This window comes from Ruegeria sp. CDSB022, assembly GCF_059611145.1.
The window spans coordinates 1,007,147-1,025,976 of the sequence record NZ_JBXWOZ010000001.1; the positions used below are offsets into that span (position 1 = coordinate 1,007,147).

The window sequence follows — 18,830 nt, forward strand, 5'->3', positions numbered from 1 at the left end:
CGCGATTACAGCGCCCGCCATCCGATATCCCGGCGAAAGAACCCCTCTGGCCAGTTGATCCCGTCGATCAGCTCATAGGCGCGGTCACGCGCTTCCTGCAGGTTCCGTCCGCGTGCGGTGACATTCAATACCCGGCCACCACTAGAGACGATCTGACCGTCGGCTTCTTTGGTTCCTGCGTGAAACACCATATTACCGCTATCTTCAGATACGTCATCCAGCCCTTTAATCACGCTGCCTTTTTGGTAGGCGCCCGGATAACCATTTGCGGCCATGACTACCGTCAAGGCGTGATCATCCGCCCAGTTTACACGCGCCTCGGCCAACCGGCCTTCTGCTGCGGCGTGCATCAAGTCCATCGCCTGCGCGCCCAGGCGCATCATCAGCACCTGACATTCCGGGTCGCCGAAACGCACGTTATATTCAACCAACCGTGGCTGGCCGTCTTTGATCATCAAACCAACATAAAGAACGCCCTGAAACGGCGTTCCGCGCCGCTTCATCTCTGCCATGGTGGGGCGCACAATCTCGTTCATCGCGCGCTCTTCGATTACAGCGCTTAACACAGGAGCCGGAGAATACGCGCCCATGCCGCCGGTGTTCAGACCGGTATCGCCCTCGCCTACCCGTTTATGGTCTTGCGCCGTGCCAATGGACAGGATGCTTTCCCCGTCGCATAGCACGAACAGAGATGCCTCTTCACCTTCCATGAACTCTTCGACCACAACTTCGGCACCGGCACCACCAAAGGCTCCGCCAAACATGTCATCGATCGCATCCAAGGCCGTCGCTTCGTCCATCGCAACGATCACACCCTTGCCCGCGGCCAAGCCATCAGCCTTGACGACGATAGGTGCGCCCTGCTTTTTGATATAGGCTTTGGCTGGCTCGGCCTCGGTAAACCGGGCGTATCCTGCGGTTGGAGCATTGGCGGCGTCGCAGATCTCTTTAGTAAAGCTCTTGGACGCCTCGAGACGTGCAGCCGCGGCCGAGGGGCCAAAAACCAGCACACCGGCCTCGCGCAAACGATCCGCAACCCCCGCAGCCAATGGCGCCTCGGGGCCGACGATCACAAAGTCGATCGCGTTCTCATCCGCAAACCTGACCACCTCACCGCCGTTTTCGATATCCAGCGCTGCACATTCGGCAATCTGGGCGATCCCGGCATTGCCCGGCGCCACAATCAGGCGGTCGCATTTCGGGTTTTGCATCACCGCCCAGGCCAGGCTGTGTTCGCGCCCACCACTACCGAGAATGAGGATGTTCATGACTGCTCTCCGATCTGCTTGGCCTCGCCTTCCGCGCGTTCTAAGCTGGCCGAGCATTTGACACAAGGCGCTGAAATGTCCGACCTACTTGACGACCCCATTCCCGGCCAAAATACCCCAGAATACACTGTTTCCGACATCTCGGGCGAGGTGAAGCGGACGCTGGAAGGCAGTTTCGGCCGAATCCGTGTTCGGGGTGAAGTCGGTCGCGTGTTCAAAGCCAGATCTGGTCATCTGTACTATGACATCAAGGACGACAAGAACGTACTGGCCTGCACCACTTGGAAAGGCCAGGTTGCTGCCCTGTCCGTGGTTCCCGAGGAAGGTCTGGAAGTGGTCGTCACAGGCCGTCTGACCGCTTTTGGAGCGCAGTCCAAATACAATCTGAACGTGGATGAGGTTTCGGTGGCCGGACAGGGTGCCCTGATGGCCCTGCTTGAAAAGCGAAAGAAACAGTTGGAATCCGAGGGCCTGTTCGCACCCGAGCGTAAAAAGCCTCTGCCCTATCTTCCTCAGATCATCGGCGTGGTGACTTCACCCTCGGGCGCGGTGATCCGCGATATCCTGCACCGGTTGCGTGACCGGTTTCCGCGCAAAGTGCTGATCTGGCCTGTCGCCGTGCAAGGTTCGAATTGCGCACCTGAGGTGGCGAACGCGATTACTGGTTTCAACCAACTGACTCCTGGCGGTGCGCTGCCACGACCGGACCTGATCATCGTCGCCCGTGGTGGCGGGTCAATCGAGGACCTCTGGGGGTTCAACGAAGAGATCGTGGCCCGCGCTACGGCGGCGTCAGAGATCCCGCTGATCTCGGCGGTTGGGCACGAGACCGACACGACCCTGATTGATTTTGTATCAGACCGCCGGGCCCCAACCCCCACGGCCGCAGCCGAGCTTGCGGTTCCCGTCCGCATGGAACTTTTGGCCTGGACCGGAGAGCAGGGCGCCCGCCTGTCCCGTGCAGCCACGGACGCTGTGCAAAGACGGTCGCAACGGTTGCGGGATTTATCCCGCGCATTACCACGCCCGGATAGCTTGTTGAACAACCCGCGACAACGCCTTGATTTAATTGCGGACCGACTGACACCAGCACTTGAGCGCGGCGTACAAAACCGCCGCCTTCAAGTTGTGAAACTGTCCGCCCATCTGCGCCCGTCCATATTACGCTCACTGGTCGGAACCCGACAGGAAACACTGCGCAGCCTTTCGTCGCGCCTGTCTGTCCGGCCGATCCAGCGCGAAATCGACAGCCAACGGCAAAACATCAACCGCCTAGCCGAACGCTTGAGTACAGCGCAAGCCGCGCGTCTGGACCGGGTGCGTCAATCCCTGGAAACCGCAGACCGGCTGCGGGAAACGCTCAGCTACAAGGCCACGCTGCAACGTGGATATGCGGTCGTACGCGCCGAAGGGCAAGTACTGACAACCCGTAATCAGGCGGCAAAACACCAATCCTTTGACATTGAATTTGCAGATGGCGAATTGAAGACCGGCCCGTCTACCGCGTCACCGTCAACTTCGAAAAAGCCGCCGAAAAAAGATGCGCCGGATCAGGGGTCGTTGTTCTGACCCCTGCACAGGCTAGACACCGACTTCAGGACCGTAACAGACCATCTCGGCGTCTGTGTCTTCTTTCTCATATAGTTCGGTCATCTCAGGATTTCCCTCGAACTGAGCGATCAGACCGCCGCCAGATTCGGTGAATACCCAACATTGCGGGTCATGCCGGTCTTCATAGACGAAACAGATCTGTCCTTCTTGCTCGTACCAGAGCCCTTCTTTGCAGTTCCCATCCAGAAAAGACCAAATCACGCGGCGATCCGGCAGATAACGCTCGACCCCATAGATCCTGCCTTCAAAGCCATAGAACAGTGTTTTTCCCAGCGTATAGCGGTCAAATTCGGCGCCGGATAGAGATGTGTCAGCACAAACCGCCGGGGCAGCCATTGACAACAGAATCGCAATTCGTTTCAGCATGGGTTCATTCTGTCAGATGGCAGGCCGCTAGGCCAATTCCCTTTTCATTCCAACCGGGTGCCTTCACGTCACCGATTGAGTTTTGCGGTTATGCGCTGCGAAAGTGTTCAGTACCTGCTGCGGAGATAACTCTATGACCAATGCCCTCTTTCTGATTGCGACAGCTTGCGCTCTGGCTTACCTGCCATTGACCTCGCGTGGCGCTGGTGCTGTTCGGTCAATCCTAAAGACCCTATCCGTCGCAGTTCTGGCGGTCATTGCCGCCCAAAGTGGCGCTCCATTTCTGTTGATCCTTGCGCTGGCATTCTGTGCGCTGGGGGACGCCCTTCTGTCCCGGGAAAGTGATGCCACCTTCATGGCCGGGATCGGTGCCTTTGCAACTGGTCATCTGGCCTATATCGGGCTGTTCTTGTCCCATCCGGCCAGCGACGCCGCGCTTATTCTGGAGAAGCCCGGATATTTCTGGTCTTTGATCCTCCTCGGTATTGTCGTTGTCACCCTATTACCGCCGCGTGCCGGTGACCTGAAATGGCCCGTTCTCGGGTATATTCCGATCATTCTGGGCATGGGCATCACGGTCCTGGCCCTGCCCGAAACAGGCGCGCTGCGTTGGGCTTTACCTGCGGCTTTGTCCTTTATCGCGTCCGACCTGATCCTGGCGACTGAGAAGTTTCTTCTGCCAGTGGACCATCCCAGCCGCCGTTTCACCTCCTATCTGGTTTGGGTATTGTATTGGGGGGCGCAAGCCGGTCTTCTGATCGCCTTCCTCTGACCCTTTGCAACTGCTGCAATTCCGCATTAGGTGAGAGGAACACCTACGGAGACCAAAAATGGCGCTATTCTCAAAGCTCAAGGACAAGCTGTTCAAATCCTCATCCCGCCTTGAGCAAGGGTTGGATGCCATCGTTGAAGATGGGGGCGAGGAAACAACTGCACCGGATTCAATCCCGCCAGCGCCAGCGCCGCATTCCGAACCGGGACCCGAAGTCGCGCAACCGGACATGGCACCGGAACAGGCAGTTGCCAAACCGGTGGCCACTACAGCCGAGTCTGCGCCGTCCAAATCCATGCTCGGGCGGCTTTTCGGGCGCGCCGAAACCGAGACAGCAGTTCGCCGCACGCTCGATGACGACATGCTGGAACAACTTGAAGAGCTGTTGATTGCATCCGACATGGGTGTGGACACAGCGCTGCGCGTCACCGCCAATATGGCCGAGGGCCGTTATGGCCGCAAACTTTCGACACAAGAGATCAAGCAGCTTCTGGCGCAGGAAGTCGCCCGGGTTATGGAACCCGTTGCAAAGCCCATGCCGCTCTATTCCAAACGCCCACAGGTGGTACTGGTCGTTGGCGTCAACGGATCGGGCAAGACCACCACGATCGGCAAACTAGCCAGCCAGTTCAGGGCGGCCGGCAAGAACGTAGTGATCGCAGCTGGAGACACCTTCCGCGCAGCCGCCGTTGAACAGTTGCAGGTCTGGGGAGACCGCGCAGGCGTTCCGGTCCTGACAGCCCCCGAAGGCTCGGACCCCGCCTCCCTGGCCTTCGATGCGTTGACGCGCGCGCAAGAGGATGGCGCCGATCTGTTGATGATCGACACCGCCGGTCGTCTGCAAAATCGTGCCGACCTGATGGAGGAATTAGCCAAGATCGTCCGGGTGATCCGCAAAGTCGACGAAACCGCACCGCACAATACCCTTTTGGTTCTGGACGCCACCACCGGTCAGAACGCACTCAGTCAGGTCGATACCTTTCAGAAACTGGCCGATGTCTCCGGCCTGGTGATGACCAAGCTGGACGGCACCGCAAAAGGCGGCGTGCTGGTGGCTCTGGCTGACAAGTTCGGCCTGCCCATTCACGCAATCGGCGTCGGAGAGCAGATCGACGATCTCGCCCCTTTCGATCCCGAAGAATTCGCAGCGGCCCTAACAGGCCTGGAAAAAGGCTAGTCCCTACTTCATCTGGCTAAAAATATCTTCGGGGGTGTGGGGGGCAGACAGCCCCCCACCCTCTCCACCCGCGAAAGGTCGATGTCTTGAGCGACTGGCTCATCTCTCTGGAAGGCACGCCCAAGGGCCATGACCTTGCCCTCGGGCTCGCGCTGATGGCCGCCTTCTTGCACGCGGTGTTCGGAGCCTTGCAAAAAGGCCGTCACGACCCGTGGCTGTCCCGCGGGGCCATAGACGCCAGCTACTGTCTTCTGGCTGCACCTTTCGCGTTTTTTGTCGTGCCCTGGCCCGAACCCTATATGTGGCCAATCTTCGCCACCGTCTGGCTGATCCACATCGCTTACAAGATACTGCAGGCAATGGCCTATACCAAGGGCTCTTACACGGTGGTCTATCCCGTCGTGCGCGGCACCGGACCACTGTTCACCGTTTTCGGCGCCTATCTTTTGTTTGGCGAGACCTTCTCTGCCACGCAATGGTTTGGTGTCGCGGTCTTGCTGGCCGGGATATTCGGGCTTGCGGCCTATAATCTGCGGTTTCTTGAAACCAACCGCGAAACGCTTGGGATCGCCCTAGCCTTGGCCCTCGCAACTGGCCTGTTTGTGGCGTTATATACCACCTATGACGCCTATGGCATTCGTGCGACGGCCGATCCGTTCACCTTTCTGGCCTGGTTTTTCATGATCGACGGGGCCGCCATGCCGATCTATGCGTTCTTTCGCTGGCGCGTGATGGCCCATCGCCCGGCCTTGGGACCCTTGGCGCTGCGCGGCATCGCCGGCGGGATCATCGCCCCCCTATCTTTCGGGGCCATCATGCTGGCCACGCGGTTGGACAAGGTCGGCGAAGCCGCCGTTCTGCGGGAAACCTCCACCGTCTTTGCCGCCCTGATCGGCTGGCTGGTTCTGAAAGAAACCGTCGGCCCAAGGCGGATCGCGCTGATGGCATTGATTGCACTCGGCGCCGTAATAGTTGAAATGGGCGGGTAAGCAGCAGGACAAAAGACATGACAGGCAAGACCGACATAAATCCATTTCTGAAACAGGTGCTGGAACTGGGTCCTCCGCTGGCCTTTTTCTTCATCTACCTGCGCTTGCGCGATGACAGCTTTATGATCGGCGGCATCGAGTATTCCGGCTTTATCATTGCCACGATCATTTTTGTGCCGCTGATGCTGGGGGCAATGGGCATCTTGTGGTACCTGACCGGCAAGCTAAGTCGGATGCAGATATTTACAGCTTTCATGGTCATTTTCTTCGGCGGCCTGACCGCCTGGTTCAATGACGAGCGGTTCTTCAAGATGAAAACCACGCTTGTTTATGGCCTGTTTGCTCTGATCCTGGGGATCGGGCTGCTGCAAAAGAAATCCTATCTTGCCTATGTTCTGGACGAGATGCTGCCCATGAAACACGAAGGCTGGATGATCCTGACCCGTCGTCTGTGTGCGTGTTTTGCTGTTCTGGCCGTCGCAAATGAATTCGTGTGGCGCACGATGTCGACTGACCTGTGGGTCAAGATTGAAACCTTCGGATTTCCCATTGCCCTGATGGCGTTCCTGATGCTGCAGTTCAGCCTGTTGCAAAGCTATATGGATGATCCCGATCATCAATGACGGCTAAATCCTCAACCGCCCTTCGGATGACTTTTCCGTGAAGCGCGGGAGGCCATAAAACCTAACAAAATCCTTGGCTAAACGCTTGGGCTATGAAAAGTTGTGTCACCACTCACCTTTTCCCGCCGGAGCACCACACCAAATGACGGCTTTCCCAAATAGTGGCTTTCTATCCGAAGCTTCAGACCGGCTGAGATCAATGCTCTCAGCACAGGCGACAGAGATTTCTCTCGAACCTGGTGATATCCTTTTCGAACAAGGGGATGAAGGGGATGCCCTCTATGCCATTCTTGCCGGCACGCTAGAGGTGTCCTTCTTGGCGATGAGCGGTCGAAAACTCTCGTTGACATTGATGAAGCCTGGCGAGGTCTTTGGTGAAATCGGCTTGTTCGACAATGGCCCCCGCACCGCAACCGTGGCCGCGGCCGAGGCCTCTCGGGTGCTGCGTGTGCGTAGGTCCGATGTCATGAACCAGATCCGCCAACATCCTGACCTTGCGGTGGATATGATCCGACTGGCCGGTTTGCGCATGCGGTGGATGGGGTCGCAACTGAATGAACAGGTCTTTTTGCCGATGCCTATCCGGCTTGCGCGCAAACTGCTGCATCTGTCCAACCTTCAAGACGATCCAACCACTCGCATTACCCTGTCCCAAAGCGAGCTGGCCGAATTCGTTGGTGCCACGCGCGAAGCTGTCTCAAAGACAATTTCAACCTGGAAACGCGACAAGGTTGTCGAAGCTTCGCGGGGCGGCCTGATGATCCATGATTTTGAGGCGCTGCGGGAACTGGCGGATTCCGACCTCATTTGACCTGTTGTGACCTGCTTCACATACGACGGATCGCATTAAGATTACGTTAGGAACTGTTACCGTAGGAGGTCAGAGAATCATCCCCGATATCTGTCCACTGACCTCTCCCTGTACCAGAGCCATACGCCTTCCCCGGCGTGTGGCTCATCTTTTTTCAGCACAGAAAAAAGGCCAGAGCAGGTGCCCTGGCCTTTCTGTTTGTTCAACCTAAGAGATCACTCTTCAAGGCTCAGCGCGACAAAGCGTGGATCTCCACCGCGCCGCACCAAAAGCAGCAGTGACTTCCGCCCGGCCGTGCGGGCTTCTTCCATTCGGTCCTCGAGATCAGAAATCGCAGTGACCTTCTGCTGGCCAGCCTCGGTGATCAGATCACCGGCGCGCAAACCCTTGGCATAGGCTTCTGACGCCTCGTCCACTTCGGTCACAACCAGCCCCTCGGTATCCGGCTCCAGCCCCAGATCAGCACGCAGGGCTTCAGTCACGGGCGATATCGTCAGCCCCAGAATATCGGCATTTTCCTCAACCGGGGCTTCTTCTGCCTCACCCTCTTCGCTTTCGGCCCGCTCGGCATCTTCGCGGCGGCCCAGAGTCACAAGCACTGTCTGCGTGCTGCCATCCCGATGCACCACCACACGGACCGACTTGCCAACCGTTGTCTCACCAACCTGACGTACCAATCCACGGGTGTCATCGACCTCGACACCATCAAAGCTGAGGATCACATCGCCCGCCAACAGGCCTGCCTCTTTGGCCGGGCCCTCGGGTACATCGCTGATCAGTGCGCCACCCGGCTTGTCCAGGCCCATCGCCTCGGCCATATCCTCGGTCACGTCCTGAATGCGGACACCCAGCCAACCGCGGCGGGTCTCGCCGAACTCGCGCAGTTGGTCGACAACCTTGACCACCACATTCGAGGCCATCGAGAAGCCAATCCCGATCGAACCACCATTCGGCGACAGGATCGCCGTATTCACGCCGATCACCTCGCCATCCATATTGAACAGCGGCCCGCCCGAGTTCCCCCGGTTAATCGCAGCATCGGTCTGGATATAGTCGTCATAAGATCCGCTGAGCGCGCGGTTCCGCGCCGAGACGATCCCCGCCGAAACCGAAAACCCTTGCCCCAGGGGATTGCCCATCGCAATCACCCAGTCGCCAACGCGCGCAATGTCACTATCACCAAACTTGACGTATTTCAGCGGCCCGGTGGCTTCGACCTTCAAAAGCGCGATATCGGTTTTTTCATCTGTTCCGATCACTTTCGCAGGCAGTTCTTTCTTCGGTTGACCGTCGCCCGGGAAGAATTCGACCAGTATCTCATCAGCCTCGGCAATAACGTGGTTGTTAGTAACGATGAAACCATCCTCGGATATCACAAACCCCGAGCCCAGCGAATTGCTGCGGCGGGGGCGGTTATCTTCATCCCCGTTACGGTCTTGAAACTCGCGAAAGAAATCTTCGAACGGAGAGCCTTCGGGAACGATCCCCTGTGGGCCGGTCTGGCCCTCGATCAGTGTCGAAGTGGTGATGTTGACCACCGCTGGGCTGATCTTATCGGCCAGCGGAGCCAGGCTTTCGCCCCGCGCCTGGGCGGCCACTGACTGCGCCAATACAAGCAGCATCCCGGCAAAGGCCAGCCACATCAACCGCATGAAACCAACAACGTCGCCCCGCCGGACGGATATACTGCGCGCTTGTGACTGCACGTGGGAACTCCTTGTCGTCAACACTATCTGGATCGCCCGCAGGCGGCCCTTCTTGATATCCAATGTAGCTGGTTTGTCCTTGCCCGCAACTGAGGATCGCGGGGAAATCACCATGAAGTGTAGCCGTTGTTCAAAACCCGACCTGATATGCACCCCATAGCAACACGAGACCTCCCACCATACATAACAATCCTGCAAGCCGACGTGCCTGCTCTGGCATAGACCGCAACGCCTCTAGCATACGTTCAATAAGCGAAGGGGCCAGCGCATAGGCCAGCCCCTCAACAATCAACACCAGCCCAAAGGCCAGAAGGATCATACCCATTATTCAGACGCCTGCCCCGCCGATTGGCCCCGGCCGGTGGGTGATTTGAGATAGTTGAAGAACTCGGAATCCGGGCTCAATACCATCGAGCTGTTACCGCCCTGCAAAGCATTCTGATAGGCGGTCAGCGAACGATAGAATTCAAAGAATTCAGGGTCCGCTCCGTAAGCTTCGGCAAAGATCGCATTGCGTTCGGCGTCAGCCTCACCGCGAATGATCTCAGCCTCACGCCGCGCATCCGACACCAGTTCGACAACGGTCCTGTCGGCCTGGGCACGTACGCGCTGTGCCGCCTCATTACCACGGGCACGTTCGTCCGTTGCTTCGCGCTCCCGCTCGGCCTTCATCCGGTCAAACGTCGCTTCGAGGTTGGCCTGCGGCAGATCGGTCGCTTTCAGACGCACGTCGATGACGGTCACACCCAGCGCACGTGCCTCGGCAATCGCACTATTGCGAATACGCAACATCAGCGCAGCCCGGTCCGAGCTCAGGATGTCACGGGATGAAACTGAACCCAGAACTTCGCGGGTTTCAGCGCGCAAGATGCGGTCCAGACGATCCTCGGCAACCGGGATACCACCGACACCAACCGCCTGGCGGAACTGGTTCAGATCGGAAATCCGGTAGCGGGCGAAGGCATCGACGACCAGACGCCGATCATCCAACGGCGTCACTTCAAGCGGTTGAACGTCGATGGACAGGATACGGTCGTCATAACGGACAACTTCCTGAATAAGTGGAATTTTGAACGCCAGACCGGGATCTTCTTTCACCGCGACCACACGGCCGAATTGCAGAACCAGCGCACGCTCGCGTTCATCAACGATAAAGATCGAAGACAGCCCAGCGACGCCAAGGATCACCACAAGGATGAGGATAATGGGTGACTTACGCATCAGTTGCTCTCCCCGGATTGATTGCGGCGCAGTTCGTTCAGCGGCAGATACGGCACAATGCCCTGTCCCTGACCGGCCGAGTTTTCGTCCAGTATGATCTTGTCGACATCACCCAGAATCTGCTCCATCCGCTCCAGATACAAACGTTTGCGCGTTACATCCGGCGCTTTGGAGTATTCTTCCAGAACCGCGCTAAAGCGGCTGGCTTCACCTTGTGCGCTGTTGATCTGCTGGGCGCGATATCCTTCGGCCTCTTCCACAACTTGCGCGGCTTCACCACGTGCTTCGGCCAGTACCTTATTGGCATAGGCGTCGGCGACGTTCTGCAGACGGTCACGTTCTTGTGCGGCGGCCTGAACATCGCGGAAGGCCGCGATTACGTCCTGTGGCGGGTCGGCTTTGTCAAAGTTGACACGCACAATGTTCACGCCGGAATCATAGCTGTCCATCGTCGACTGAATCAATTCCTGCAAGCGATCAGCAATCACACCCCGATCTCGGTTCAGGATCGGTGCCAGCTCGCTTTGTGCAATGATCTCGCGCATGGCCGATTCCGACACGGCGCGGATCGTCTGGCGCGGGTCGCGCAAATTGAACAGATACTTGGCCGGGTCATTGATGTTCCAGACCACCTGATAGTCGATATCGACAACATTTTCGTCGCCGGTCAGCATCAAGCCATCATCGCTACCACGGGCTCCGCCCATGTCTTCGTTCTGCTCGCGGGTCACAGGAATGACCTCGGCAGTTACAAATGGCCAAGGCGCAAAGTTCAGACCGGGATTTCCAACGTTTGAAAATTCACCCAAAAACAGCTCTACTGACTGTTCTTCCGGCTTTACCGTATAAAAGCTGGCCGCCCCCCAAAGGACTGCACCCACCACCAACCCAATGGCAACGGTCCCTTTGGTAAAGATGGGACCACCACCGCCGCCACTGCCCGAACCATTGGTGCCACGACCACCGCCGCCGCCCATCAGGACGCGCAGCTGTTCCTGGCCTTTTTTCATCAGCTCGTCGATCTCGGGAATCTGCGGGCCTTCATTTTCGGGAGGCTTGCGCCCATCCCCGTTGTCACCCCGATTTCCTCCGCCGCCAGAAGAGCCTCCGCCCCCCCAGGGGCCGCCGCTGTTGCCCGCCATTTTTATCTATTCCCTTGTGTTGAACCGTGTGATCACGGGTTCCCTTGTAACTTGTGTGCGCGCGGTTGCAAATCAAGCCGTACGCACAGGATGACGCATTGTTACCAGTTCTTCCGCCATGACCGGATGAACTGCAACGGTGCGGTCGAAATCTTCCTTGGTTGCACCCATTTTGACGGCAATGCCAGCCAGTTGAATCATCTCGCCGGCGCCCGGTGCCACAATGTGACAGCCCAGTACCTTACGCGTGGCCTGAGAGACGATCAGTTTCATCAAAACCCGCTGCGTGCCACCTGCGAATGCCTTTTGCATCGGCTTGAACGAGGTTGCATAGATCTCGACCGGCTCTTGGGCTGCAGCGTCTTCTTCGCTCAACCCGACCGTGCCGAATTCCGGCTGCGTGAAAATCGCAGTTGGAATCAGGTCGTGATCCACAGGTGTCGGGTTGCCTTTGAATACGGTTTCGACAAAAGCCATCCCTTCGCGGATCGCAACCGGAGTCAGGTTTACCCGATCCGTCACGTCGCCAATCGCATAGATCGAGGGCACGCCGGTCTGGCTGTAATCATCCACGATGATCTCACCTTTGCGGCCGCGTTCAACGCCGATCGCCTCAAGCCCCAGATTGTCGGCATTGGGCGCGCGACCAGTGGCATACATGACCACGTCAAACAGCTGTTCCGTGCCATTGGTGGCCTTTACGCGAATCTTGTCACCGTCTTTGGCCATCTCAAGCACATTGGTGCCCAGATGCAGATTAATCCCGTTCTGGCACATCTCTTCGCTGATCAGACCGCGAGCTTCTTCGTCAAAGCCCCGCAGGATTTGCGCACCGCGGTAGAACTGTGTGGTTTTCACGCCCATGCCGTTCATGATTCCTGCAAACTCGCTGGCGATATAACCGCCACCAACGATCAGGATGCTTTCGGGCAGTTTTTCCAGATGGAAAATCTCGTTCGAGGTGATCGCCAGGTCCGAGCCCGGAAACTCGGGCACAACAGGGCGTCCCCCTGTGGCGACCAGAATATGCTTGGCCGTCATGCGGGTGCCATCGGCCAGCTCAACCGTATGTGCGTCCACCACATGTGCACGCTGATCAAAGCTTTCGACGCCGTTGTTTTTCAGGATGTTGCGATAGATGCCTTCCAGCCGGTCCAGCTCGACATGGAGTTTGCCGCGGAAGAGATCCCAGTCAAATGCACCGGGTTTGACGTCCCAGCCATAAGCCTGTGCATCTTCAACCATGCCAGAGAACTCGCTAGCAAATACCATCAGCTTCTTAGGGACACATCCGCGGATCACGCAGGTCCCGCCATAGCGATCCTCTTCCGCCAGTGCCACTTTGGCCCCGTTTTCGCCAGCCGCCACACGCGCCGCCCGGACCCCGCCCGAGCCGCCTCCGATGACGAAAAGATCATAGTCAAAGCTCATTTACAGTGCCTCTTTCAGTTTTCTGACAACGCTATCGAGCCATCATCAATGATGTACCCGGTCACTCATGACGGCCCAGGCTGGACCACTGGGACAGTTGATCTTGCCAGGACGCATACAGATTTGGTCGATAATGCTCAATCGTCTCTACGAAACACTCAGATATGGGTTTCGGCATGGATTGCAACGGAAGGGGTAAACACTCATGCCCGCCATCTGACTTGTTGAAGCTAACAAAAAAAATAAGGCGTCGTTTTTGCTCGGTTTCGTCCAACGCATCAATGTAGCGTACATCAGGCCAAACAATGTCTTGGATCGTTCCTCTACGCGTGCGGAGCTTCAATCCACCAGAGTCCACTAGGGCCACAAGCGACGGCATATTGAGTGAGACTAGATAGTTCATGAACAACACGACGGAAGTAAGGACAACGAGCACCAATGTGAAAAGCGTGCCACCTGTCCACCCCGCGGAAACAAAACCCCACGCCGCCACCACAGCCGCAATCCCGATCTTGATCAGGTTGCGTTTTAGCGTCCTGGCTCGCGCAGCCAAATCTGCTTCGGTTTCGCGGTATTCAGCAACCGGAGAGGTGCTCATTCCTTAATCCGCCAAATCCGTGAACAGGTTGTCTTTGCCGCCATCAAACAACTCGTCCAGTTCCACCGTTCCCTCGTTGATGTCGCGCAGTTCGACCCGTCCATCTCCATAACCGATCACGACCTTGTCGCAAATGTCGATGAACAACCCGTTCTCGACCACGCCGGGTACCTGGTTCAGCACCAGCGCCATCTGCCTTGGGTTTCCGATCCGTTGCAAATGCAGGTCCAGCACGTGATTGCCTTCATCCGTGACAAACGGCGCTTCTCCGTTCATGCGAAGCGCCGAGCGGGTACCGAGAACATCCATGGTATCCAGCACCTCTTCGATCAGGGTGCGTGTGGTCTGCCAGCCAAAGGGGATCACCTCGACCGGCAATGGGAAGGCACCCAGAGTCTCGACCTCTTTGCCGGCATCGGCGATGACCACCATCTGGTCGCTGGCCGTGGCTACGATCTTTTCCTGCAGGTGCGCGCCGCCGCCGCCCTTGATCAGATTAAGCTCTCTGTCGAATTCGTCCGCACCGTCGATGGTGATGTCCAGCCATCCCGCCTGATCCAGAGAAACAACCTCAATGCCCAGTTCGCGGGCCAGTTGGGCCGTCCGGGTCGATGTCGGAACACCCTTGATCGCCAGACCTTCTTCTCTGACCCGTTCCCCCAGCCGACGCACCATCCATGCAGCGGTCGATCCGGTTCCCAGGCCGACTCGCATCCCATTCTGCACCATGTCAGCCGCACGGCGTGCTGCGACGTATTTTGCAGTGTCGATGGGCGACAGATCACCGGCCATTTCAGCATCCCCCTAATTTGCTGCGGAACTTATACGGAATGCCTACAACAACTGCGAGAGAGAATTGTCCGGATCGGTAGACCAACATGTCGCGAAACTACGCGTTTCCTATGGGAAACGTCGCAATCAGGTCTGTTGAAAACATACGTGAGGTATACATAGTTCGCATGAACACGCCTTACCGCCTGCACTATGCCCCGGACAATGCTTCGCTGGTCATCCGGCTGGCGCTGGAAGAGATGTGCCTGCCCTATGAAACCGTTCTGGTAGACCGCCGCCAAAGCGCACAGGACAGCCCGGAATATCGCGCGCTGAACCCCAATGGGCTGATCCCGGTATTGGAAACACCACAGGGGCCGATCTTCGAAACCGCTGCTATCTTGTTGTGGCTGGCGGATACGCATGGCCGGCTGGCCCCTACCCCCATGGACAGCAACCGCGCCGCGTTTCTGAAGTGGCTGTTCTTTGCCTCCAATACGCTGCACGCTGATCTGCGTATTCTGTTTTATGCCGAAAAATATATAGACGCAGCGCAGGTCAATCCTTTGCGCGCCGGTATCCGCCCTCGTTTGCGCCAGCACTTGCGCCTGCTTGACGATGTTGCGAAAAGCGCGCCTTCCTGGCTGAGCCCGGACATACCATCGGTCCTGAGTTATTATCTGGCCTGTCAGATGCGCTGGATGGCGCTCTATCCTGCGAAGGCTGATCGCAGCTGGTTTCAGATCGCTGACACGCCGCATCTGCAGCGAATGCTGATGCAGTTGGAGACGCGCCCTGCCACACGTGCCGCAATCGCGGCCGAGGGTTTAGGGGTTACACCCTTTACCTCACCAACCTATGCTAACCCACCGGAAGGCTTTGCTACCTGATATGTTTCTGTCTGTCTTCGATATGTTCAAAGTGGGCATTGGCCCGTCCTCGTCCCATACGATGGGACCAATGGTTGCTGCCGCGCGGTTTCTGGACATGATGCGCGCCTCTCCGTTCGAATTTTCAGGGCTGCGCGGGTCGTTGCACGGGTCGCTGGCCTTTACCGGTGTCGGCCACGCAACCGATCGCGCCACGATCCTGGGCCTGGCCGGATTTGTGCCCGACACATATGATCACGAACGGGCCGAGGCCGCACTGGCTGGCATAAGTGAGACCCACAGCGTGACCCCCGAAGGATTGCCCACGCTGCAGTTTGATCCCAAGGCCGATCTGGTTTTCGACTATGAAAACAATCTGCCGGGCCATGCTAACGGTATGGTCCTGATGGCCACGGACGCACAGGGCGACGTGATCCTGCGGCAGGTCTATTACTCGATCGGTGGCGGCTTTGTTCTGACCGAGGAAGAACTGGCCCAGGGCAAGGCAACCGATGAAGGCGCACCGGTGCCCTTTCCTTTCAAATCGGCGGTCGAGATGTTGGACATGGCCAAAACCAGCGGCAAAAGCATCGCCGAGATGAAGCGCGCCAACGAGATCGCGCGCGGCTGTGCAGACAGTTTTGCCAAAGGCACCGCGCGCCTCTGGCAGGTCATGAACGACTGTATCGAGCGCGGTCTGACCACCGACGGCATTCTGCCAGGCGGTTTGAACGTGCGTCGTCGCGCCAAAGGCATCTATGACGCGTTGATGGCCGAGCGTGGCATGAACCTGAACGCGCCCCACACGATCAACGACTGGATGAGCGTTTACGCCATGGCCGTAAACGAAGAAAACGCAGCTGGCGGTCAGGTGGTGACCGCCCCCACCAATGGTGCTGCCGGGGTTCTTCCAGCGGTAATGCGCTATTATCTGGACCATGTACCCGGTGCTTCAGAGAACCACATCGAAGATTTCATGCTGACTGCGGCCGCTATTGGCGGGCTGGTCAAATACAACGCCTCGATCTCGGGCGCCGAGGCCGGGTGTCAGGCTGAAGTCGGCAGCGCCGCAGCCATGGCTGCAGCCGGGCTGTGCGCGGTTATGGGCGGCACCCCGGAACAGGTGGAAAATGCCGCCGAGATCGCTCTCGAGCATCATCTGGGCATGACCTGTGATCCTGTCGCCGGACTGGTTCAGGTACCCTGTATCGAACGCAACGGGCTGGGTGCGATCAAGGCGGTATCAGCGGCCTCCTTGGCCCTGCGCGGAGATGGTCACCATTTCGTACCACTGGACGCCGTCATCGAAACCATGCGTCAGACAGGGCATGACATGCACGAAAAATACAAGGAAACGTCATTGGGCGGTTTGGCGGTGAACGTGCCGAATTGCTGAAACAAAGCGGGGAAGCATGATGGATGGCCATTGTCTTTGCGGTAAAGTTTCATTTCAGGTGGACCCGCCTGTTCTGTCCTGTGTAACCTGCCACTGCGACAGTTGCCGCAGACAATGCGCGGCCCCGATGACGGCCTATTTCGGGATCCGCGATGGACAGTTGAAATGGACGGGCCAGGCACCAAAGACATTCGCATCCTCACCCGGCGTAGAACGCAGCTTTTGTCCTGATTGCGGCTCGCCGATCTCATTCCGGTCTGCGTCCATGTCCGGCATAATGCACCTCTACGTGGCCCTTCTGAAGGACCCCAACCAGTTGCAGCCAACACTGCATGTCGCGCATGAGGAAAAGCTGGACTGGTTGCAAATGGATGACGGGCTACCGATCTGTATCGGCCCGGACTACACCAAGATGCAGCCTTTGCCTGAAACCTAGCTTTCGCTTTCCCCGGTTCAGCCAAAGCGCTAGCGTCGCTGCATGACACAGGATCGTCCCGTTTTTGGCATCGTGCTGATGCTTGGCTTTTGTGCGCTCGCACCGTTGGGGGACGCGGTCGCCAAATTGCTGGGCGAAACCATGCCACTTGGGATGCTGGTCTTTGTCCGGTTTACACTTCAGGCCCTGTTGCTGGTTCCGCTGGTCGCCTGGACCGGCAGGCCCTGGCAAATGCCGAGGCGCATTTTTCGTCTCGCTGTCATAAGAACTCTGCTGCACATCGTCGGTATCACCGCGATGTTTAGTGCCCTGCAATACTTGCCCCTGGCAGACGCTGTGGCCATCGCCTTTGTTATGCCGTTTATCATGTTGCTTCTTGGCAAACTGGTACTAAAGGAAGAAGTCGGCAAGCGGCGCCTGATTGCGTGCCTTGTGGGCTTTGGTGGTACATTGCTTGTCATTCAACCCAGCTTTGCCGAAGTCGGATATGCGGCTTTGCTTCCACTTGTCGTCGCGGTGGTGTTTGCCCTGTTCATGCTCGTGACCCGGCAAATTGCAAAAGCTACAGATCCCATTGCGCTGCAGGCCGTGTCGGGCGTCATAGCCTCTGTCATCCTACTGCCTGCACTGTTGGTGGGAACACCCGCCGGAATCTGGGAGCTGTCCCTGATTGCTCCGAATTTGGGCGATGTCTGGCTTTTGCTTGCAATCGGGCTTCTCGGTACGGTCGCACATCTGTTCATGACTTGGTCGCTGCGATATGCACCCTCTGCAACATTGGCCCCGATGCAGTATCTCGAAATCCCGGTCGCCACGGTGTTTGGCTGGCTGATCTTTCACGACCTGCCCGACGGTGTCGCCGCTTTGGGCATCTGCATCACCATCGCCGCCGGCCTCTATGTCATTCTGCGTGAGCGGGCCAGCGCCCGGACGGCCCCGACAGAAGCGCCTGCATGACCTGATCCAGCATCGCCCTGGGAAACATTACCAAAAGGCCCGGCCCATCCATACGCAATTCAACCGAGCCCAATGCGCGGTTGGACGTTCCGACAGCGCCATTCGGCTCCATCACCAAACCGTCGATTGGCCATTCAAGGCCGCGGCTTTCCCCTGATACACGCTGTAATGGAAACAATGAGACGACATCTCGAGGTGCCATAGAAACCGAGATTTGGGGGGGTGCGTGAAAGATGATCTCACTTTCGCCAATCAGAATACAGGGCTGATCTTGCCTGCGAACCAAGACGTTTAGTGCTGCTAACTGGTGATCCAGACGCCCCCCGAGAAAACCGACCCCAATCACCAACGGCGCCTCGACACTGCGCAGGGCTTTGTCGAAATCCGTGCTGTTTTGTTCGCTAATTGGAAACAGTCGATCCAGCGGAATCTGATCTTTGTGATCCGAATCAAGCGAATCAAAATCACCGATAACAGCGTCTGGAATGCGCCCAATTTCCAACAAACTTGCCGCCCCGCCATCTGCGGCGACGGCCAACTTGGTGCGAATCAACGCCAAATCCAAATCTTCAGGGCCAATTTGACCGCTTCCAACTAGCGTGATTGACTCTTTCGAACGTACAATTCGCGTCTTTTTCATGAGATTGATCATTTTTTCCGGGTTTTGACACATTGAGACCACAAAA

The 18,830-nt window shown here is 57.5% G+C and carries 20 protein-coding genes; 10 read left to right on the top strand and 10 right to left on the bottom strand.

Annotation, left to right across the window (positions count from 1 at the left end; translation table 11 throughout):
• Positions 1-5: 5 nt before the first annotated feature.
• Positions 6-1,268, bottom strand: coding sequence for a phosphoribosylamine--glycine ligase (gene purD, locus AC2FIZ_RS05025; RefSeq protein ID WP_281972303.1), 1,263 nt, complete (start codon positions 1,266-1,268; stop codon positions 6-8).
• 75 nt (positions 1,269-1,343) lie between these two features.
• On the opposite strand from purD, the gene xseA reads away from it, so the two are divergent.
• Positions 1,344-2,837, top strand: a complete 1,494-nt coding sequence (xseA, locus tag AC2FIZ_RS05030) for an exodeoxyribonuclease VII large subunit (protein WP_281994802.1) — start codon at positions 1,344-1,346, stop codon at positions 2,835-2,837.
• Between the two features lie 12 nt (positions 2,838-2,849).
• Here xseA and AC2FIZ_RS05035 read toward each other — a convergent pair whose 3' ends face one another.
• The gene (locus AC2FIZ_RS05035; protein WP_271946369.1) at positions 2,850-3,245 is read right to left on the bottom strand and encodes a hypothetical protein; all 396 of its coding nucleotides are present in this window, start codon (positions 3,243-3,245) and stop codon (positions 2,850-2,852) included.
• A 133-nt stretch (positions 3,246-3,378) separates the two neighbouring features.
• On the opposite strand from AC2FIZ_RS05035, the gene AC2FIZ_RS05040 reads away from it, so the two are divergent.
• From AC2FIZ_RS05040 to AC2FIZ_RS05060, 5 genes are all read left to right on the top strand, one after another.
• Positions 3,379-4,017, top strand: coding sequence for a lysoplasmalogenase family protein (locus tag AC2FIZ_RS05040; protein WP_281972305.1), 639 nt, complete (start codon positions 3,379-3,381; stop codon positions 4,015-4,017).
• 58 nt (positions 4,018-4,075) lie between these two features.
• Positions 4,076-5,194, top strand: a complete 1,119-nt coding sequence (gene ftsY / locus AC2FIZ_RS05045) for a signal recognition particle-docking protein FtsY (RefSeq protein ID WP_496790671.1) — start codon at positions 4,076-4,078, stop codon at positions 5,192-5,194.
• A gap of 86 nt (positions 5,195-5,280) precedes the next feature.
• Entirely contained in the window at positions 5,281-6,183 is a 903-nt protein-coding gene (locus AC2FIZ_RS05050) for an EamA family transporter (RefSeq protein WP_496790673.1), read from the top strand.
• A gap of 17 nt (positions 6,184-6,200) precedes the next feature.
• Entirely contained in the window at positions 6,201-6,806 is a 606-nt protein-coding gene (locus AC2FIZ_RS05055) for an inner membrane-spanning protein YciB (protein ID WP_142634562.1), read from the top strand.
• Positions 6,807-6,948: 142 nt separating this feature from the next.
• The gene (locus AC2FIZ_RS05060; RefSeq protein WP_142634564.1) at positions 6,949-7,617 is read left to right on the top strand and encodes a Crp/Fnr family transcriptional regulator; all 669 of its coding nucleotides are present in this window, start codon (positions 6,949-6,951) and stop codon (positions 7,615-7,617) included.
• A 215-nt stretch (positions 7,618-7,832) separates the two neighbouring features.
• Here the strand turns inward: AC2FIZ_RS05060 and AC2FIZ_RS05065 are convergent, their stop codons facing one another.
• The 7 genes from AC2FIZ_RS05065 to rpiA all read right to left on the bottom strand — a co-directional run bounded on the left by AC2FIZ_RS05065 (position 7,833) and on the right by rpiA (position 14,507).
• Entirely contained in the window at positions 7,833-9,323 is a 1,491-nt protein-coding gene (locus AC2FIZ_RS05065; RefSeq protein WP_425595912.1) for a Do family serine endopeptidase, read from the bottom strand.
• A gap of 130 nt (positions 9,324-9,453) precedes the next feature.
• A complete protein-coding gene (locus AC2FIZ_RS05070; RefSeq protein ID WP_142634568.1) occupies positions 9,454-9,648 on the bottom strand; it encodes a DUF2065 domain-containing protein in 195 nt (64 codons plus the stop codon).
• A complete protein-coding gene (gene hflC / locus AC2FIZ_RS05075) occupies positions 9,648-10,544 on the bottom strand; it encodes a protease modulator HflC (protein ID WP_142634570.1) in 897 nt (298 codons plus the stop codon). The genes AC2FIZ_RS05070 and hflC overlap by 1 nt, the downstream gene beginning before the upstream one ends.
• Entirely contained in the window at positions 10,544-11,686 is a 1,143-nt protein-coding gene (gene hflK / locus AC2FIZ_RS05080) for an FtsH protease activity modulator HflK (RefSeq protein WP_142634572.1), read from the bottom strand. The genes hflC and hflK overlap by 1 nt, the downstream gene beginning before the upstream one ends.
• Positions 11,687-11,758: 72 nt before the next feature.
• Complete coding sequence (gor, locus tag AC2FIZ_RS05085) at positions 11,759-13,117, bottom strand: glutathione-disulfide reductase (protein ID WP_281972308.1); 1,359 nt, start codon at positions 13,115-13,117, stop codon at positions 11,759-11,761.
• A 61-nt stretch (positions 13,118-13,178) separates the two neighbouring features.
• Positions 13,179-13,715: a hypothetical protein gene (locus AC2FIZ_RS05090; RefSeq protein ID WP_281972309.1), complete on the bottom strand. Its 537-nt coding sequence runs from the start codon at positions 13,713-13,715 to the stop codon at positions 13,179-13,181.
• A 3-nt stretch (positions 13,716-13,718) separates the two neighbouring features.
• Positions 13,719-14,507 carry a ribose-5-phosphate isomerase RpiA gene (rpiA, locus tag AC2FIZ_RS05095; protein ID WP_271946345.1) on the bottom strand — a complete coding sequence of 263 codons (789 nt, stop codon included), beginning with the start codon at positions 14,505-14,507 and terminating at the stop codon, positions 13,719-13,721.
• 167 nt (positions 14,508-14,674) lie between these two features.
• Here rpiA and AC2FIZ_RS05100 point away from each other — a divergent pair, with 167 nt between their 5' ends.
• The 4 genes from AC2FIZ_RS05100 to AC2FIZ_RS05115 are packed head-to-tail and all read left to right on the top strand — an operon-like array spanning position 14,675 to position 18,144.
• A complete protein-coding gene (locus AC2FIZ_RS05100; RefSeq protein ID WP_142634580.1) occupies positions 14,675-15,376 on the top strand; it encodes a glutathione S-transferase family protein in 702 nt (233 codons plus the stop codon).
• A gap of 1 nt (position 15,377) precedes the next feature.
• Positions 15,378-16,751 (top strand): L-serine ammonia-lyase, encoded by a 1,374-nt coding sequence (locus AC2FIZ_RS05105; protein WP_142634582.1) that lies wholly within the window; start codon positions 15,378-15,380, stop codon positions 16,749-16,751.
• A gap of 19 nt (positions 16,752-16,770) precedes the next feature.
• Positions 16,771-17,187, top strand: a complete 417-nt coding sequence (locus tag AC2FIZ_RS05110) for a GFA family protein (RefSeq protein WP_142635156.1) — start codon at positions 16,771-16,773, stop codon at positions 17,185-17,187.
• Between the two features lie 42 nt (positions 17,188-17,229).
• On the top strand, positions 17,230-18,144 hold the full coding sequence (locus AC2FIZ_RS05115) for a DMT family transporter (RefSeq protein WP_281972310.1): 915 nt from the start codon (positions 17,230-17,232) through the stop codon (positions 18,142-18,144).
• Here the strand turns inward: AC2FIZ_RS05115 and AC2FIZ_RS05120 are convergent.
• Positions 18,089-18,784: a thiamine diphosphokinase gene (locus AC2FIZ_RS05120; RefSeq protein WP_496790677.1), complete on the bottom strand. Its 696-nt coding sequence runs from the start codon at positions 18,782-18,784 to the stop codon at positions 18,089-18,091. The genes AC2FIZ_RS05115 and AC2FIZ_RS05120 overlap by 56 nt on opposite strands.
• Positions 18,785-18,830 lie beyond the last annotated feature (46 nt).

Excerpts from the sequence above, each read along its gene's own strand:
- purD (WP_281972303.1), bottom strand. The coding sequence starts at position 1,268 with ATGAACATCCTCATTCTCGGTAGTGGTGGGCGCGAACACAGCCTGGCC.
- xseA (WP_281994802.1), top strand. The coding sequence starts at position 1,344 with ATGTCCGACCTACTTGACGACCCCATTCCCGGCCAAAATACCCCAGAA.
- AC2FIZ_RS05035 (WP_271946369.1), bottom strand. The coding sequence starts at position 3,245 with ATGCTGAAACGAATTGCGATTCTGTTGTCAATGGCTGCCCCGGCGGTT.
- AC2FIZ_RS05040 (WP_281972305.1), top strand. The coding sequence starts at position 3,379 with ATGACCAATGCCCTCTTTCTGATTGCGACAGCTTGCGCTCTGGCTTAC.
- ftsY (WP_496790671.1), top strand. The coding sequence starts at position 4,076 with ATGGCGCTATTCTCAAAGCTCAAGGACAAGCTGTTCAAATCCTCATCC.
- AC2FIZ_RS05055 (WP_142634562.1), top strand. The coding sequence starts at position 6,201 with ATGACAGGCAAGACCGACATAAATCCATTTCTGAAACAGGTGCTGGAA.
- AC2FIZ_RS05060 (WP_142634564.1), top strand. The coding sequence starts at position 6,949 with ATGACGGCTTTCCCAAATAGTGGCTTTCTATCCGAAGCTTCAGACCGG.
- AC2FIZ_RS05070 (WP_142634568.1), bottom strand. The coding sequence starts at position 9,648 with ATGGGTATGATCCTTCTGGCCTTTGGGCTGGTGTTGATTGTTGAGGGG.
- hflC (WP_142634570.1), bottom strand. The coding sequence starts at position 10,544 with ATGCGTAAGTCACCCATTATCCTCATCCTTGTGGTGATCCTTGGCGTC.
- hflK (WP_142634572.1), bottom strand. The coding sequence starts at position 11,686 with ATGGCGGGCAACAGCGGCGGCCCCTGGGGGGGCGGAGGCTCTTCTGGC.
- gor (WP_281972308.1), bottom strand. The coding sequence starts at position 13,117 with ATGAGCTTTGACTATGATCTTTTCGTCATCGGAGGCGGCTCGGGCGGG.
- AC2FIZ_RS05090 (WP_281972309.1), bottom strand. The coding sequence starts at position 13,715 with ATGAGCACCTCTCCGGTTGCTGAATACCGCGAAACCGAAGCAGATTTG.
- rpiA (WP_271946345.1), bottom strand. The coding sequence starts at position 14,507 with ATGGCCGGTGATCTGTCGCCCATCGACACTGCAAAATACGTCGCAGCA.
- AC2FIZ_RS05100 (WP_142634580.1), top strand. The coding sequence starts at position 14,675 with ATGAACACGCCTTACCGCCTGCACTATGCCCCGGACAATGCTTCGCTG.
- AC2FIZ_RS05105 (WP_142634582.1), top strand. The coding sequence starts at position 15,378 with ATGTTTCTGTCTGTCTTCGATATGTTCAAAGTGGGCATTGGCCCGTCC.
- AC2FIZ_RS05110 (WP_142635156.1), top strand. The coding sequence starts at position 16,771 with ATGGATGGCCATTGTCTTTGCGGTAAAGTTTCATTTCAGGTGGACCCG.
- AC2FIZ_RS05115 (WP_281972310.1), top strand. The coding sequence starts at position 17,230 with ATGACACAGGATCGTCCCGTTTTTGGCATCGTGCTGATGCTTGGCTTT.
- AC2FIZ_RS05120 (WP_496790677.1), bottom strand. The coding sequence starts at position 18,784 with ATGAAAAAGACGCGAATTGTACGTTCGAAAGAGTCAATCACGCTAGTT.